Annotated in this window: 13 protein-coding genes, 1 tRNA gene and 4 pseudogenes; 6 read left to right on the forward strand and 12 right to left on the reverse strand. The window is 66.9% G+C overall.

Features of this window, described 5'->3' with window-relative positions:
- Window positions 1–31 precede the first annotated feature (31 nt).
- Together ABIS05_RS03800 and ABIS05_RS03805 are read right to left on the reverse strand one after the other, a co-directional pair.
- Window positions 32–2,119, reverse strand: a complete 2,088-nt coding sequence (locus tag ABIS05_RS03800; RefSeq protein WP_348012100.1) for a PAS domain S-box protein — start codon at window positions 2,117–2,119, stop codon at window positions 32–34.
- On the reverse strand, window positions 2,119–2,883 hold the full coding sequence (locus ABIS05_RS03805) for a response regulator transcription factor (protein ID WP_348012101.1): 765 nt from the start codon (window positions 2,881–2,883) through the stop codon (window positions 2,119–2,121). The genes ABIS05_RS03800 and ABIS05_RS03805 overlap by 1 nt, the downstream gene beginning before the upstream one ends.
- 242 nt (window positions 2,884–3,125) lie before the next feature.
- Here ABIS05_RS03805 and ABIS05_RS03810 point away from each other — a divergent pair.
- Window positions 3,126–3,422: pseudogene (locus tag ABIS05_RS03810) on the forward strand (MBL fold metallo-hydrolase RNA specificity domain-containing protein); the annotation flags it as partial.
- A gap of 61 nt (window positions 3,423–3,483) precedes the next feature.
- Here the strand turns inward: ABIS05_RS03810 and ABIS05_RS03815 are convergent.
- A complete protein-coding gene (locus tag ABIS05_RS03815) occupies window positions 3,484–4,302 on the reverse strand; it encodes a universal stress protein (protein WP_348012102.1) in 819 nt (272 codons plus the stop codon).
- Window positions 4,303–4,494: 192 nt separating this feature from the next.
- On the opposite strand from ABIS05_RS03815, the pseudogene ABIS05_RS03820 reads away from it, so the two are divergent.
- A pseudogene (locus tag ABIS05_RS03820) lies at window positions 4,495–4,762 on the forward strand (alcohol dehydrogenase catalytic domain-containing protein); the annotation flags it as partial.
- Between the two features lie 99 nt (window positions 4,763–4,861).
- Here the strand turns inward: ABIS05_RS03820 and ABIS05_RS03825 are convergent.
- On the reverse strand, window positions 4,862–5,164 hold the full coding sequence (locus tag ABIS05_RS03825; protein WP_348012103.1) for a high-potential iron-sulfur protein: 303 nt from the start codon (window positions 5,162–5,164) through the stop codon (window positions 4,862–4,864).
- A 202-nt stretch (window positions 5,165–5,366) separates the two neighbouring features.
- Here ABIS05_RS03825 and ABIS05_RS03830 point away from each other — a divergent pair, with 202 nt between their 5' ends.
- The 4 genes and pseudogenes from ABIS05_RS03830 (at window position 5,367) to ABIS05_RS03845 (ending at window position 7,848) form a co-directional block, all read left to right on the forward strand.
- Window positions 5,367–5,789, forward strand: a complete 423-nt coding sequence (locus tag ABIS05_RS03830) for a universal stress protein (RefSeq protein ID WP_348012104.1) — start codon at window positions 5,367–5,369, stop codon at window positions 5,787–5,789.
- An 18-nt stretch (window positions 5,790–5,807) separates the two neighbouring features.
- Window positions 5,808–6,734: pseudogene (locus ABIS05_RS03835) on the forward strand (HAD-IC family P-type ATPase); the annotation flags it as partial.
- Window positions 6,735–6,975: 241 nt separating this feature from the next.
- Window positions 6,976–7,203: pseudogene (locus ABIS05_RS03840) on the forward strand (HAD-IC family P-type ATPase); the annotation flags it as partial.
- Window positions 7,204–7,260: 57 nt separating this feature from the next.
- Window positions 7,261–7,848 (forward strand): cation-translocating P-type ATPase C-terminal domain-containing protein, encoded by a 588-nt coding sequence (locus ABIS05_RS03845; protein WP_348012125.1) that lies wholly within the window; start codon window positions 7,261–7,263, stop codon window positions 7,846–7,848.
- Window positions 7,849–7,888: 40 nt separating this feature from the next.
- Here the strand turns inward: ABIS05_RS03845 and ABIS05_RS03850 are convergent.
- From ABIS05_RS03850 to infC, 8 genes are all read right to left on the reverse strand, one after another.
- Window positions 7,889–7,965, reverse strand: a tRNA-Pro gene (locus tag ABIS05_RS03850).
- Window positions 7,966–8,000: 35 nt separating this feature from the next.
- A complete protein-coding gene (locus ABIS05_RS03855; RefSeq protein ID WP_348012105.1) occupies window positions 8,001–8,507 on the reverse strand; it encodes a MerR family transcriptional regulator in 507 nt (168 codons plus the stop codon).
- Window positions 8,508–8,555: 48 nt separating this feature from the next.
- Entirely contained in the window at window positions 8,556–8,924 is a 369-nt protein-coding gene (locus ABIS05_RS03860) for an integration host factor subunit alpha (RefSeq protein WP_348012106.1), read from the reverse strand.
- Window positions 8,925–8,945: 21 nt separating this feature from the next.
- On the reverse strand, window positions 8,946–11,375 hold the full coding sequence (gene pheT, locus ABIS05_RS03865) for a phenylalanine--tRNA ligase subunit beta (RefSeq protein WP_348012107.1): 2,430 nt from the start codon (window positions 11,373–11,375) through the stop codon (window positions 8,946–8,948).
- A 6-nt stretch (window positions 11,376–11,381) separates the two neighbouring features.
- Window positions 11,382–12,425 carry a phenylalanine--tRNA ligase subunit alpha gene (pheS, locus tag ABIS05_RS03870; RefSeq protein ID WP_348012108.1) on the reverse strand — a complete coding sequence of 348 codons (1,044 nt, stop codon included), beginning with the start codon at window positions 12,423–12,425 and terminating at the stop codon, window positions 11,382–11,384.
- Window positions 12,426–12,511: 86 nt separating this feature from the next.
- Window positions 12,512–12,868 carry a 50S ribosomal protein L20 gene (gene rplT, locus ABIS05_RS03875; protein ID WP_025564000.1) on the reverse strand — a complete coding sequence of 119 codons (357 nt, stop codon included), beginning with the start codon at window positions 12,866–12,868 and terminating at the stop codon, window positions 12,512–12,514.
- Window positions 12,869–12,894: 26 nt separating this feature from the next.
- Entirely contained in the window at window positions 12,895–13,098 is a 204-nt protein-coding gene (rpmI, locus tag ABIS05_RS03880) for a 50S ribosomal protein L35 (RefSeq protein ID WP_056263791.1), read from the reverse strand.
- Between the two features lie 121 nt (window positions 13,099–13,219).
- On the reverse strand, window positions 13,220–13,765 hold the full coding sequence (infC, locus tag ABIS05_RS03885) for a translation initiation factor IF-3 (RefSeq protein ID WP_407074868.1): 546 nt from the start codon (window positions 13,763–13,765) through the stop codon (window positions 13,220–13,222).
- Window positions 13,766–13,799 lie beyond the last annotated feature (34 nt).

A 13,799-nucleotide genomic window follows, 5' to 3' on the forward strand; every position in this document is an offset into this window, starting at 1 on the left:
TGCTGGCCGCCGAGGCGCCGAGGCGCTGGAATTAGTGGCCGCCTGACAGGGCCCGGGCGATGGCGCTGGCCAGCTCGGCGCGAGAGTAGGGCTTGGGCAGCAGCTCCCAGGTTGGCGGTGAGTCGCGGTCGGCGTCGAGCAGCTCGGCAGAGAACCCCGACATCAGCAGGATCGCCAGCCCCGGCAGCCGCTCCTGCGCCAGACGGGCCAGTTCGGTACCGCGCATGCCGGAGCCGAGCGCGATGTCGGTGAGCAGCAGGTCGAAGGGCGCGCCAGGCGTCAGCGTCAGCAGTGCCTGCTCGCCACTGCCACTGACCGTGACCCGGCAACCCAGCATCTCCAGGAAGCGCTGTGCCACCGCGCGCACCTCGGTGTCGTCCTCGACCATCATCACCCGCAGGCCCGCCGGGATCACGTCGGTGACGTTGTCGGGCTCGTCGCCAGAGACCTGCTCGGCCCAGGGGCGGGGCAGGTAAAGGGAGACGGTCGTGCCCGCGCCGGGTGTGGATTCGATGGCCACCGCGCCGCGCGACTGCTTGACGAAGCCATAGACCGTGCTGAGCCCCAGCCCGGTGCCGCGCCCCAACTGCTTGGTGGTGAAGAAGGGCTCGAAGGCGCGCTCCTTGACCTCCTCGGGCATGCCGGCGCCGGTGTCGGAGATGGCGATGCAAAGGAAGCGTTCGTCCTGGGCGCTGGGGTCATCAATCTCGCGCCGTATCTCCGCCGGCAAGGCGCCGGCCGGGGCCGCCGAGAAGCGCAGCGAGCCGCCATCGGGCATGGCGTCGCGCGCGTTGATGGCGATGTTGAGCAGGGCGGCTTCGAGCTGGCCGGGGTCGGCCAGCACAGGCGGGCATTCGGCCGGCAGCTCCAGGCTGATGGCGATGCGCTGGTCCAGCGTGCGGCGCAGCATGTCGGACAGCGAGTGCAGCAACGCGCCGACATCGACGGCACTGGGTTGCAGCACCTGGCGGCGCGAGAAGGCCAGCAGCTTGCTGGTCAGCTCCGCCCCGCGCTTGGATGCCCGGGTGGCCGCGCCGACCAACTGCTGGCCAAGCCCGTCGCGTGCCAACGCGGGCAGTTCCTCCAGCACCTGGAGATTGCCCTGGATGACGGTCAGCAGGTTGTTGAAGTCATGCGCGATGCCGCCCGTCAACTGGCCCACGCTCTCAAGGCGCTGGGCGTGATTGAGTGCTTCCTCGCTCTGCGCACGCTGCAGGCTGGTGGCCAGCAGGTTGGCCAGGGATTCGAGAAAGCGCGTCTCGTCGTCGCTGAAGTGCTTGACCTGGCGCGACTGCGCGGACAGCACGCCGATGATGCGACCGCGGTCGGACAGCGGCACCGCCAGAATGCCGACGACGCCGGCATCGAGGTAGTTCTGCGGGGCCGTGAAGCGTTGCTCCTGGCTCAGGTCGTCGACGATGACGGGGCGCCCTTGCGAGATCACGTAGCCGGCCGGGGTGTCGACCCGATTGGCCATGCGGGCGCCGACCTCTGCACCCGGCACCACGCCGACACGGCCGACCACCTTGAACTCCAGGCGGTTGGGCTCCAGCAGCAGCACGCTGGACAGCTCGACCTCCAGCGCCTCTGCCGCGATCGCCGGCACCTGCGACAGCAGCAGCTGCGGGTCGCGCGCATCGACCGCCAGGCGGCCCAGCTGGGCCAGGTGCTCGCTGTAGCGCGCGCGCTGCAGGGCCTGCCTGACGCGCGGGTAGGCGCCAATGCCGCGGATCGCCGCCACCACAAACGGCAGGCCTTCGCTCTGCAGGGGGCTCAGCGCGATCTCGACCGTCACCTCCGAACCGTCGCGGCGCTTGGCCACCAGTTCCATCTGCGTGCCCATCGGCCGCGAGCGCGGCGCATGGGCGTAGGCATCGCGGTAGGACGCATGGCGCGGGCGGATGCTGTCGGGCACCAGGGCGTCGACGCTGGTGCCGATCAGCTCGCCCGTCGAATAGCCCAGCAGCGTCGCTGCCGCCGGGTTGGCCAGCACGATCAGGCCGGCGGCGTCGACCAGCAGCAGCGCGTCCGGGTAGGCCGAGAACAGCGAGCGATAGACGGTCAGGTCATCAATGGCGTGTGGCAGCCCGGGCGGGGCAGGGGGCGCCAGCGGAGTCATCAGGTGGCCGAGGTGCCCGAGCTGACCGGCGGGATGAAGATGTAGCCGGCCCCGCGCACCGACTTGATGATCTGCGGATGCTCGGCATCGGTCTCAAGCTTCTTGCGCAGCCGGCCCACCTGCACGTCGATCGTGCGGTCGAACGGTGCGGCTTCGCGGCCTCGCGTGTGTTCAAGCAGGAAGTCGCGCGACAGCACGCGGCCGGGGTGCTGGGCCAGTGTCGCCAGCAAGGAGAACTCGCCACCGGTGAGCTGCACCTCCACGCCCGTCGGGTCGTTGAGACGACGCGCCGCCAGGTCCAGCTGCCACCCGAGGAAGCCCAGGCAAAGCTGAGCCGGGGCGGTCGTCGTCGGCGCCTGGTTCGCTGTCACCGGCGCGCGGGCCGGCGTGGCGGTCGGTGCAGTGCGCCGCAGCACGGCCTTGATGCGAGCCACCAGCTCACGCAGGTCGAATGGCTTGGTGACGTAGTCGTCGGCGCCCACCTCCAGCCCCACCACCTTGTCGACCGAGTCGCCCCGGCCGGTGATGATGACCAGCCCGCATTGCCAATGCTCGCGCAGCTGCCGTGCGATCGCGAAGCCGTCCTCGCCGGGCAGGCCCAGATCGAGCAGCACCAGCTCGGGCGGGTCGCTGGCCATCACGTCCATCAGCGCACGGCCTGAGTGCAACTGGGTCGTGCGAAAGCCGTGGCCCGCCAGGTAGTGGGCGAGAAGTTCGGTGATGGCCGATTCGTCGTCAAGAACGGCAATGTGCTGGAGTGTCACGGCGGATGGGCACGCAGCTGGAGTGTTATGAGCTTGCGTCGATTCTTGCATCGATCAGCCGAGCGAAGTCGCAGGCGCCAGCGTTCTGTCAACGAAGCGCTTCGCCGGCGCCGCCGATCTTCGCCGTGACGCGGCCGCCGCCCGAAGCGGCAGGTCGCTGGCCAGCGAAGGTGCCTAGGAATGGGCGGCTTTGACTTCGTCGGTGATCTGGGGCGGCGGGACGATCTGGTGCTGAAGCCACCGGTGCCAGCATCATCATTTCCGCCAGCGGCATGGCCACGGGCGGGCGCGTGGTGCATCACCTAAAGGCCTATGCGCACGTCCCGGTACGCGCCGAGGTGGCAAACATCGCCGGCCTCTCTGCCCATGGCGATCGTGAGGACCTGCTGCACTGGCTGGGTTCGATGCGACGCGCGCCTCGGCACGTTTACGTGACCCATGGTGAGCCCGAGGCGGCGGATGCGCTGCGCCAGGCCATCGAGGAGAAGTTTCACTGGCCCAGCTCGGTGCCGGAGTACCTGGATACCGTGGAGGCTTGATCAGGCCGTCGCCCGCGCGGCGACCCGTGAACGTGAAGGTGATCGAGTCCCGTCGGTGCCTTCAATGCGCCATCAGAACCGGCAGGGTCATGGACTGGAGCACTGTTCGAGTTGCACCGCCCAAGACCCATTCGCGGGCTCGGCTGTGGCCGTAGCAACCCATGACGAGGAGGTCTGCCGAAAGATCGGCAGCGCGCGAAAGCAGGTCCTCACCGGCTTTGCCGAGTTCCGGGCCGCCGCGATGCAGTTGCGCTGCAACGCCATGCGCCTGCAGGTATTGCTGCTGCGCCTGCAAGGCCTTGTCGGGCGAGTCGCCGTAGCTGATGACGTGGACGTGCTCCGCGCGGCGCAGCCAGGGCAGGGCGGCCGACACAGCCCGCGCAGCCTCTGGCGTCGGCTTCCAGGCCACCAGCACGGTGCGGCCTATCGGCGCGATCGACCCTGCGTAGGGCAACACCAATGCGGGCCGTCCCGTCTGGACCAGCAGCGCGGTCAGGAAGTCCGGGGGTATATAGACGGAGGACTTGTCGTCGGGATCGCGCTGGCCGAGCAACATCAGGTCGCAGTAGAGCGCCTGGTTGGCGAAGTCCCGGGTGTCTCCGGTCGGTTCTGCCCAGCTGAGCAATGGAGAGCCGGCGCTTGCTGCCGTGTAGGCGGCGTGGGCCTGATCGCGGCATTCGTCGTCAATGATGGCCATGTCACCCCCCGACACGACACCGCCCTCAAGCGCCATCGGGTAGCGCAGCAACGAGGGCGTCACGGCGTAGAGCGCCTTCACCTCGGCGCTGAAGGTCTCTGCGAGCTGGCGCGCAACGCGCACGCGCTCGACGCAGCGCGCCGTGCCGTCGATATGCAGCAGGATGGATTTCGGGTCTGCCATGGTGGCCTCCGTTGATGGATCGAGATCGGGTGTCCAACCTTAGGACCGACTTCGCAGGTGAAGCTTGCGCAGCGTCAATGCCCGGCACTGGCGGCGGCGGCGTGCGGGTGGGGCTTGTCGGTGCGACCGCTTGCGTTGGATCAAGGCTGCCCGCCGAGTCAGGGCAGACCATGCGGCGTCTTCCGGAACGCCATGCCCATGATGAAAGCTGCGGTCGTGCATCAGTTCGGTCAGCCGCTGCGGATCGAAGAGGTGCCCATCCCGCTGGTGACGCCCGGACAGGGTGCTGGTGAAGGTAGTGGCGTCAGGCGTCTGCCACACCGACCTGCATGCCGCCGAAGGCGGCTGGCCGGTCAGGCCGACGCTGCCCTTCATCCCGGGTCACGAAGGCGCGGGCTTCGTGGCTGCGGTGGGCGCAGGCGTCGAGGGCATCAAGGAAGGCGACCGCGTGACGACTCCTGGTAGGGGATTCGATGCATCTTGCGTCCGATGCGGTGCGGGCTTGTTGACGCTGATCAATGGCGCTGCGCTGAGCAAGCGCAGCCATGGCCGACGCGTCTCAGGCCTTCTTGACGTAGGCGCTGCACCAACCCTTGGCGGCGACCGACTTGACGCCGAACAGCGCGCACGGACCGCTCGCCTCGCCGGGCTTGCCCTGATACAGCTGGCAGTTGCTGCAGAGCTGGCCGGCGGCGTACTTAGGGAACTTCGCCTTGTCTGCCTTGGTGGCATCGGTGACGTAGCCCAGTGCGGCGGCCTGCGGGTCCTTGGGGTCGACGTCGGCGGCAAAGGCCGATTGCGCCGCGAAGGTCGCGAGGGCAGTGATCGGGATGATGCGGATGAACGAGCGGCGGGTGGTCATGGCTGCGGGCCTTCGGAGGAGAGTGACGATGCGGCGGATTGTTGAGGCGCCCCTCGCCCTGGCGGTTGATCCGCATCAAGCCTTGCGCCTCAGCCCTGCGGATGACGCCCGGGCCAGGCAAGAGCGCCTCACTTGATCCGGATCAGCCCGCCGGCCTGCGCCGCCAACACCATGCAGGCAACCGCAGCTTCCGGAGATGTCGATGAACATCCTGCTACCCGTCGACGGCAGCAAGTCCACCAAGCGAATGCTGGCCTACATCGCCGCGCACAAGGAGATGTTCGGCGCGAGCCACCGATACACCGTCTTCACGGCGGTCCCGAAGATCCCTGCATCGCCCGCGCGCCACGTGGCCCACGCCGTCCTAGACGACTACTACCGCGACGAGGCCGAAGCCGTGTTTCGTCCGGTGCGCGAGTTTGCCGAACAACAGCATTGGAACGTGGAGATGTGCCATGCCAAGGGGCCAGCCGCCGAATGCATTGCCGAGCAGGTCCTGGCGCTGCGGCCCGATCTGATCATCATGGGCTCGCATGGCCACTCGGCGCTGGGCAACCTGCTCATGGGTTCGGTAGCCACCGGCGTCCTGGCGCGCTGCAAGGTGCCCGTGCTGCTGGTGCGCTGAGTCGTTCAGTCAGATTTCATGCAGAAGCCCACGGCCACCGCTCAGGGTCTGACCGAGGGCGAGGCCCGTGCCCGGCTTCGCCGCGACGGCCCCAATGTTCTGCCCGCCGCGAGGCAGGCGACCTTTGCCACGGCCGTGCTCGCTGCCGTGTCGCAGCCGATGGTGCTGCTGCTCATCGTCTGTGCCGCTTTGTACGGCCTGCTGGGCAGTCTGTTCGACGCCTTGGCCATGGCGCTGTCGCTGGCGGCGGTCGTGGGCATTGCGGTGTACCAGGAGCTACGGACCCAGCACGTGCTCGATGCCCTGCAGGCCCTGTCGAGCCCGCGCAGCGCGGTGGTGCGCGACGGGGTGATCCAGCGGATCTCCAGCCAGGACCTGGTGGTCGGTGACCGGCTCTTGCTCAGCGAAGGCGACCGGCTGGCCTGCGATGCAAGCCTCGTCGAGGCGCATGGGGTCCGTGCCGACGAATCGCTGCTGACGGGCGAGTCGGTGCCGGTCGCAAAGGAGCTGGTGTCCGAAGGCTCAGCGGCGGGCTGCGACACGCTTTTCGCCGGGACCTTGATCGTGCAGGGCGATGGCGTTGCGGAGGTGACCGCGACCGGCGCCGCCACGGCGCTGGGCCGCATCGGCGGCTCGCTGTCGAGCATCACGCCGCGAGCGAGTCGCCTGCATGAAGAGCTGACGCGACTGGCGGGCCGCGTGGCCGTGCTGGGCATCTCCGTCTGCATTCTGGCGACGGGCGCGTTTGTCTGGCGGGATGGCTCCTGGACGGCAGGTGCCCTGGTGGGCCTGACGCTGGCGATGTCGCTCGTGCCGGAAGAGTTTGCGGTCGTCTGGACCGTCATGCTTGCCCTGGGCGCCTGGAGGCTTGCGAAGGTCAACGTGCTGACCCGCCAGCCCCAGGCCATCGAGGCACTTGGGACGACGACGGTGCTGTGCGTCGACAAGACCGGCACGCTGACCTGCAACCGGATGGCGGTGGCCGGTCTGCACGATGGTGAACGGAGCAGCCTGGCGGCCGGCGGGGCGCTGGCTGACGCGGGCCTGCAAGCCGTCCTCCGGATCGCCGCGCTCGCCAGCGTCCGGGACGGCATCGAGCCTCACCGGCGCCGAGATGGAGGCGCTGGACGACGACCAATTGGCCGCAGCCATGGGCAGCATCGCTGTGTACGCGCGCGTCACGCCGATGCAGAAGCTGCGCATCGTCCAGGCGCTGCAGCGCCGCGGCGAGGTGGTAGCCATGACCGGGGATGGCGTCAACGACGGCCCGGCCCTGCGTGCGGCGGACGTCGGCGTCGCCATGGGCCAAAGGGGAACCGATGTGGCGCGCGAGGCCGCCACGCTGGTCTTGCTGGACGATCGATTTGCATCCCTCGTCAACGGCGTTCGCGGCGGCCGCCGCGTTTTCCTGAACCTGCAAAAGGCCGTGGGCTATCTGTTCGCGGTGCATGTGCCCATCGTGGGCATGTCGATGCTGCCGCTGTTCGGCGGCCCGCTTCTGCTGCTGCCGCTGCACGTCGTGCTGTTCGAGCTGATCATCGATCCGGCGTGCTCCTTGGTGTTTGAGGCCGAGCCGGCGCCCGACGACCTCATGCGCCAGTCGCCCCGTCCGCGAGCGGCCCAACTCTTCGCCATCGGCGCCATCTTGCGCGCGGTCGTCGTCGGCCTGTTCGCGCTTGCCGGTTTCGCAGCCATCCAGTGGTGGGGGCACCGGGGAGGCTGGTCCGATCAACTGCTGAGGCTGGCCGGCATCGCCTCCATCATTGCGGCCAACCTGGCCATGGTGGTCTGGTTCCGCAGCAGCGGGCGGCGAGGGCTCGACGCTAACCCTGTGTTTGACAAGTTGCTGCTGGGCGTTTGCGCGTTGCTGGGCTTCATCCTGCTCGTGCCTGCGGTGGCGCACGCTTTTGGTCTTCCTGCTGACCTTGATCCGCGATGGGTGACCGCTGCGCTGGCCGCGCCGGCGGCATGGTCGGGCGGTCGATGGCTGCTGCGGTGGCGGTCTGGCAAGGCGCCGGCCGGAAATGAGAATTCGACGGCACAAAGGAAAACGGCCTAGCTGCCGAAGCTGCTAAGCCGTTGATTCTCTTATTGTTATTTGGTCGGGACGGTGGGATTCGAACTCACGACCCCTTGCACCCCATGCAAGTGCGCTACCTGGCTGCGCTACGCCCCGACTGAGCCGAGCAGTATAGCCGAGAAATTCGGCGCTCAGGTCAGAAGGCTGGCGCGGATCGCAAGAAGTTCAGCGCGGACTTGCTCCAGCGAGGTCAGCGGGTCGATGGCTAGCACCGGGAGCGTCATCGAAGCTTCGGCGGCCTTCAGCGGCTGGGCGTGAGCGACGGCCGGGCGATAAGCCGGTACAGAGGCCAGTTCAACCGGCAGGTCGTCGTCGCCATCCATGGCCTCAAGCGCTTGCGCTGCCTCGGCCTCGTCACGGAAGTTCTGCGCTGCGGCGGGCGGAAGGCCGTCGCTGAGTTGGTTGCGCGCGCCACTGATCGTGAAGCCCTGGTCGTAGAGCAAATCGCGGATGCGGCGGATCAGCAGCACTTCGTGATGCTGGTAGTAGCGCCGGTTGCCGCGCCGCTTCATGGGCTTGAGTTGGGTGAACTCCTGCTCCCAATAGCGCAGAACGTATGGCTTCACGCCGCAAAGATCGCTGACCTCACCGATGGTGAAGTAGCGTTTGGCAGGGATGGCGGGGAGCGCCTTATCCATTGCAAATTTCCATTGCAAATCAACAAGTTCGCGAGGGGAGGGGCGACTCTACTCGAAGTCTTCTCCGACCGGCGTATCGCCTTGCACCTGCCCCTTGAGTTTGTGGCTGGCGTGAAAAGTCACGACGTTGCGGGCCTTGATGGGGATGGACTCGCCGGTGCGCGGATTGCGGCCCGGGCGCGGCGCCTTGCGGCGGATGTTGTAGTTGCCGAAACCCGAGAGCTTCACGTCCTGACCCTTGACGAGACTGTCGTGCAGGATGTCGAAGAAGGCCTCGACCATGTCCTTGGACTCGCGCTTGTTCAGCCCGAGCTTGTCGAACAGCAGTTCGGCCAGCTCGGCCTTGGTCAGCGTGGGCGTCTCCAGGCTGCCGATGGCAACCGTTGCTGGTTCTTTTTTGGCGTCGTTCGCGTCCATGTTCGTTCCTCCTCCAGAGGCTCAGCCGCGCAGGCGGGCGCCGAGTTGTTGGCTCGCCGCTGCGACGATGGCCGCCACAGCCGCGTCGATGCGTTCGTCGGTCAGCGTGGCTTCGTCATCCAGCAGTTCCAAGCGCACGGCCAGGCTGCGTTCGTCGGCTTGCAGGTCGGTGCTGCTGCCAGCAGCCGACTTGAAGAGGTCGAACAGCTTGGCCGAGCGCAGCAGCCCGCCGCCAGCGGCCGTGACAACGGCCATCAGCGCGTCGTGTGTTGTGCTGTCCTTGACGACCAATGCGAGGTCGCGCTGCACGGCTTGCTGGCGCGGCAGCGGCTGGCCTTTTGGAAGCGTGCGCAGCAGCGCGGCGTCGAGGTTCAGCTCGAAGACGATGGGCGCGCTGCCGCTGATCTCATAACCCTGGCGCCAGAGCGGGTGCAACTCGCCGACGACGCCAATGGGATTGCCGTTCAGCTTCACGCGGGCGCTGCGGCCCGGGTGCAGGGCGGGGTGCTCTGCAGCTTCAAAGGTCAGCGTCTGCGGCGCGAACAAAGCTTCGAGGTCGCCCTTCGCATCGAAGAAGTCGACGGCGCGGTCGCGCTGGCTCCACTGCTGTTGTTCGGCCGGGCCCCAGGCGAGGCCGCCCAGGCGCAGCGGCTGCTCGATGCCGGCAACGCTCAGCGGGCCGTTGGCGACGCTAGCGTCGCGTTTGAATACGCGGCCCAGTTCGAAGACGCGCACGCGCGTCGCCCGGCGGGCCTGGTTGTGGCGCAGCACCTGCACGAGGCTACCGATCAGGCTGGTGCGCATCACCGACAGCGGCGCGGCGATGGGGTTCAGCAGGCGGATCGGGTCGGTGACACCGGCCAACTCGCGCTCCCAGCGCTCCTCGACGAAGCTGAAGTTGATCGTCTCGAAGTAGTCGCGCGCGGCCACGGCTCGGCGCAGCGCGTGGGTGGATTGGCGCGACTCCGAGCCGGTGCGGCCGACGATGGGCGCGAGCGGCGCCGTGGACGGCAGCGTCGGGTAGCCCAGCACGCGGATGACTTCCTCGATGAGGTCTTCCTCGATCAGGATGTCGAAGCGCCAGCTCGGCGGCGTCACCGTGACCACACCGTTAGCGGCAATGAAGGGCAGGCCCAGGCGCGTGAACACGCCTTCGCATTGCTCCTGCGTCAGCGGCATGCCGATGACCTTGGCCGCGCGGGCGACGCGCAGCGCCACGGGTTTGCGCACCGGCACGTTGGGCGACTGGTCGTCCATCGGGCCGACCTGGGTGTCAGCCGTGCCGCAGATGTCGACGATGAGCTGCGTGATGCGCTCGATGTGTTCGACGCTCTGCGACGCATCGACGCCGCGCTCGAAGCGGTGGCCGGCGTCCGTCGAGAAGTTGTAGCGGCGGCCGCGGCCCATGACGGCCTCGGGCCACCAGAACGCGGCTTCGACGTAGACGTTGCGCGTGTCGTCGGACACGGCAGTGTGGTCTCCGCCCATGATGCCGGCGAGGGACTCGACCTCGCGTGCATCCGAGATGACGCCGACCTTCTCGTCGACAGTGATCGTGTTGCCGTTCAGCAGCTTGAGCTGCTCGCCCGCCTTGCCCCAGCGCACGACCAGTTCGCCGCTGATCTTGTCCAGGTCGAAGATGTGCGACGGGCGGCCGTACTCGAACATCACGTAGTTGGAGATGTCGACCAGGGCCGTCACCGAACGCTGGCCGCAGCGCTCCAGGCGCTGGACCATCCAGGCGGGCGTGTTGGCTTTGGTGTCGATGCCCTTGACGATGCGGCCCGAGAAGCGGCCGCACAGGTCGGCGGCTTCGATGCGGATGGGCAGCTTGTCGTCGATGCCGGGCCTCACCGGCGGGAACTCGACCTTCAGCAGCGGCGCGCCGGTCAGCGCGGCCACTTCGCGTGCCACGCCGAACACGCTCAGGCCGTGGCCGAGGTTGGGCGTCAACTTCAGCGTGAACAGCGTGTCGTCGAGGTTGAGGTGCTTGCGGATGTCCTCGCCGATGACGGCATCGGCCGGCAGCTCCAGCAGGCCACCGTGGTCTTCGCTGAGCTTGAGCTCGCGAGCCGAACACAGCATGCCGAAGCTCTCGACACCGCGCAGCTTGCCCACGCCGATCTTGAACGGCTTGGCCGCGTCGTCGGTCGGCAGCTCGGCGCCGACGGTGGCCAGCGGCACCTTGATGCCGGCGCGGGCGTTGGGTGCGCCGCAGACGATCTGCAGCGGCTCAGGGCCACCGGCGTTGACCTTGCAGATGCGCAGCTTGTCGGCGTTCGGGTGCTGCTCGGCTTCGAGAATTTCGGCGACGACGATGCCATGGAAGGGCGGCGCGACCGGGCGCAGCTCTTCGACTTCCATGCCGGACATGGTCAGCAGTTCGGCCAGCTTTTCAGTGGACAGCGGCGGATTGCAGAACTCGCGCAGCCAGGACTCGGGGAATTGCATAACTGTTTACTTGAACTGCGAGAGAAAGCGGAGGTCGCCGTCGAAGAAGGCGCGCAGGTCGTTGACGCCGTAGCGCAGCATCGCCAGGCGGTCGATGCCGGAGCCGAAGGCGAAGCCGATGTAGCGCTCCGGATCCAGGCCCATGTTGCGGATCACCTGCGGATGCACTTGGCCTGAGCCGGACACTTCTAGCCAGCGGCCCTTCAGCGGGCCGCTCTCGAACATGATGTCAATCTCGGCGCTGGGTTCGGTGAACGGGAAGTAGCTGGGGCGAAAGCGCAGCTGCAGCTGGTCGGTCTCGAAGAAGGCGGTGATGAAGTTCAGGTAGACCGCCTTCAGGTCTTTGAACGAGATGTTCTCGCCGACCCACAGGCCTTCGACCTGATGGAACATCGGCGAGTGCGTCGCGTCGCTATCGACGCGGTAGGTGCGGCCTGGCGCGATGACGCGGATTTCGGGCATCGTGTCCCGGCCGGCATAGCGCTTGGCGTGGGCCTGCGCATAGCGGATCTGCATCGGGCTGGTGTGCGGGCGCAGGTTCAGCCAGGCGCCGTTCTCGTCCTTCATGTCGACGTAGAAGGTGTCCTGCATCGAGCGGGCCGGGTGGTTCTCGGGGTTGTTCAGCGCCGAGAAGCTGTACCAGTCGGTCTCGATCTCGGGGCCGTCGGCCACGTCGAAACCCATGGAGCCGAAGATGGCCTCGATGCGCTCCATGGCGCGCGTGATCGGGTGTAGGCCGCCGGTGCCGCGCTGGCGGCCGGGCAGGGTCACGTCGAGGGCTTCGGCCTTGAGCTGCTTCTCCAGCTCGGAGGCGGCGAGAGCATCGCGGCGCGCGGTGAGCGCAGCTTCAATGCCAACCTTCAGCTGGTTGATCTCCGCGCCGCGGGTCTTCTTTTCCTCGATGCTGAGGGCGCCCAGGCCCTTCATCAGTTCGGTCACGCGACCGGACTTGCCCAGGAACCGAGCCTTGGCGTTTTCAAGTTCCGCAGGCGTTGGCGCGGCGGCGAAATCAGCCGTGGCCGCTTGCAGCAAAGCGTCGAGATCAGACATTCGGAATTCGGAATGAGAAAGGGCCGACCCTGGTGGGCCGGCCCTGAAAGTTTGCGTGCCCCGACGTGAGCCGGGGCGAATCGCAATCAGGCGAGCGCGGCCTTCACCTTGGCGAAGATGCTGGCAAAGCCAGCCGGGTCGTTGACGGCCAGATCGGCGAGGACCTTGCGGTCGATCTCGATCTGGGCCTTCTTCAGACCCGCCACGAACTTGCTGTAGGACAGACCCAGACCACGCGATGCGGCGTTGATACGGGCAATCCAGAGCTGGCGGAAGACGCGCTTCTTGGTACGACGGTCACGGTAGGCGTATTGGCCCGCCTTCATCACCGCCTGCTTGGCGATGCGGAAGACGTTCTTACGGCGACCCCGGAAGCCCTTGGCCAGAGCCAAGACCTTCTTGTGACGGGCACGAGCGGTTACACCACGTTTGACGCGAGGCATGTGTTTCTCCTTGAGTCAGTAGTGGATTACAGGCCAGCAAAGGGCAGCATCTGAGCGATGTGTCCCATGTTGGTTTCGTGCACGGCGACCGACCCGCGAAGCTGACGCTTGTTCTTGGTGGTCTTCTTGGTCAGGATGTGGCGCTTGAACGCCTGACCGCGCTTGACGGTGCCACCCGGACGAACGCGAAAACGCTTTTTCGCGCTGCTCTTGGTCTTCATTTTGGGCATGTGAATGCTCCTTCTAAGTGTGTCCCTGGGGCGATGCCGGTGAGCCCGGCATGCTTGTTGGCCTCAGGAGACTTGTAAGCCGGTGGGCGACCAAACCCACCGGCTGAACTCTGTTTTGGGCTCAGCGCTTTTTGGGCGCCAGGACCATGATCATTTGCCGACCTTCGAGCTTCGGCATGTTCTCGACGATCGCCACGTCGGACAGTTCGTCGCGGATGCGCTCCAGCAGGCGCATGCCGATGTCCTGGTGCGTGATTTCACGGCCGCGGTAGCGCAGCGTGACCTTGCCCTTGTCGCCGTCTTCGGCAATGAAACGGCGCAGGTTGCGCATCTTGATCTGGTAGTCGCCTTCGTCCGTGCCCGGACGGAACTTGACTTCCTTGATCTCGATGACCTTCTGCTTGGACTTGGCTTCGGCGGCGCGCTTCTGCTCGATGTACTTGAATTTCCCGTAGTCCATCAGCCGGCAGACCGGCGGATTGGCAGTCGGGGAAATCTCGACCAGGTCCACATCCATTTCGCCCGCCATACGCAGGGCTTCCATGATGCTGACAACTCCGATGGGTTCGTTCTCGGGGCCGTTCAGGCGGACTTCGGGAGCCATGATTTCGCGGTTCAACCGGTGCTTGCGCTCCGGAATCGCACGACGGTCGGCAAACGTAGCGATGGTGTAGACCTTTCAATAGGCCCCAAGGCGAGGG

The organism is Roseateles sp. (assembly GCF_039929605.1).
Lineage (GTDB): Bacteria > Pseudomonadota > Gammaproteobacteria > Burkholderiales > Burkholderiaceae_C > Pelomonas.

What these genes read in the sequence shown, in the direction of transcription:
- pheT (WP_348012107.1), bottom strand. Translation starts at nt 11,375, where the DNA reads ATGCAATTCCCCGAGTCCTGGCTGCGCGAGTTCTGCAATCCGCCGCTG.
- ABIS05_RS03855 (WP_348012105.1), bottom strand. Translation starts at nt 8,507, where the DNA reads ATGGATAAGGCGCTCCCCGCCATCCCTGCCAAACGCTACTTCACCATC.
- ABIS05_RS03825 (WP_348012103.1), bottom strand. Translation starts at nt 5,164, where the DNA reads ATGACCACCCGCCGCTCGTTCATCCGCATCATCCCGATCACTGCCCTC.
- rpmI (WP_056263791.1), bottom strand. Translation starts at nt 13,098, where the DNA reads ATGCCCAAAATGAAGACCAAGAGCAGCGCGAAAAAGCGTTTTCGCGTT.
- ABIS05_RS03830 (WP_348012104.1), top strand. Translation starts at nt 5,367, where the DNA reads ATGAACATCCTGCTACCCGTCGACGGCAGCAAGTCCACCAAGCGAATG.
- ABIS05_RS03860 (WP_348012106.1), bottom strand. Translation starts at nt 8,924, where the DNA reads ATGGACGCGAACGACGCCAAAAAAGAACCAGCAACGGTTGCCATCGGC.
- ABIS05_RS03815 (WP_348012102.1), bottom strand. Translation starts at nt 4,302, where the DNA reads ATGGCAGACCCGAAATCCATCCTGCTGCATATCGACGGCACGGCGCGC.
- pheS (WP_348012108.1), bottom strand. Translation starts at nt 12,425, where the DNA reads ATGTCTGATCTCGACGCTTTGCTGCAAGCGGCCACGGCTGATTTCGCC.
- ABIS05_RS03845 (WP_348012125.1), top strand. Translation starts at nt 7,261, where the DNA reads ATGCTGCCGCTGTTCGGCGGCCCGCTTCTGCTGCTGCCGCTGCACGTC.
- ABIS05_RS03800 (WP_348012100.1), bottom strand. Translation starts at nt 2,119, where the DNA reads ATGACTCCGCTGGCGCCCCCTGCCCCGCCCGGGCTGCCACACGCCATT.
- rplT (WP_025564000.1), bottom strand. Translation starts at nt 12,868, where the DNA reads ATGCCTCGCGTCAAACGTGGTGTAACCGCTCGTGCCCGTCACAAGAAG.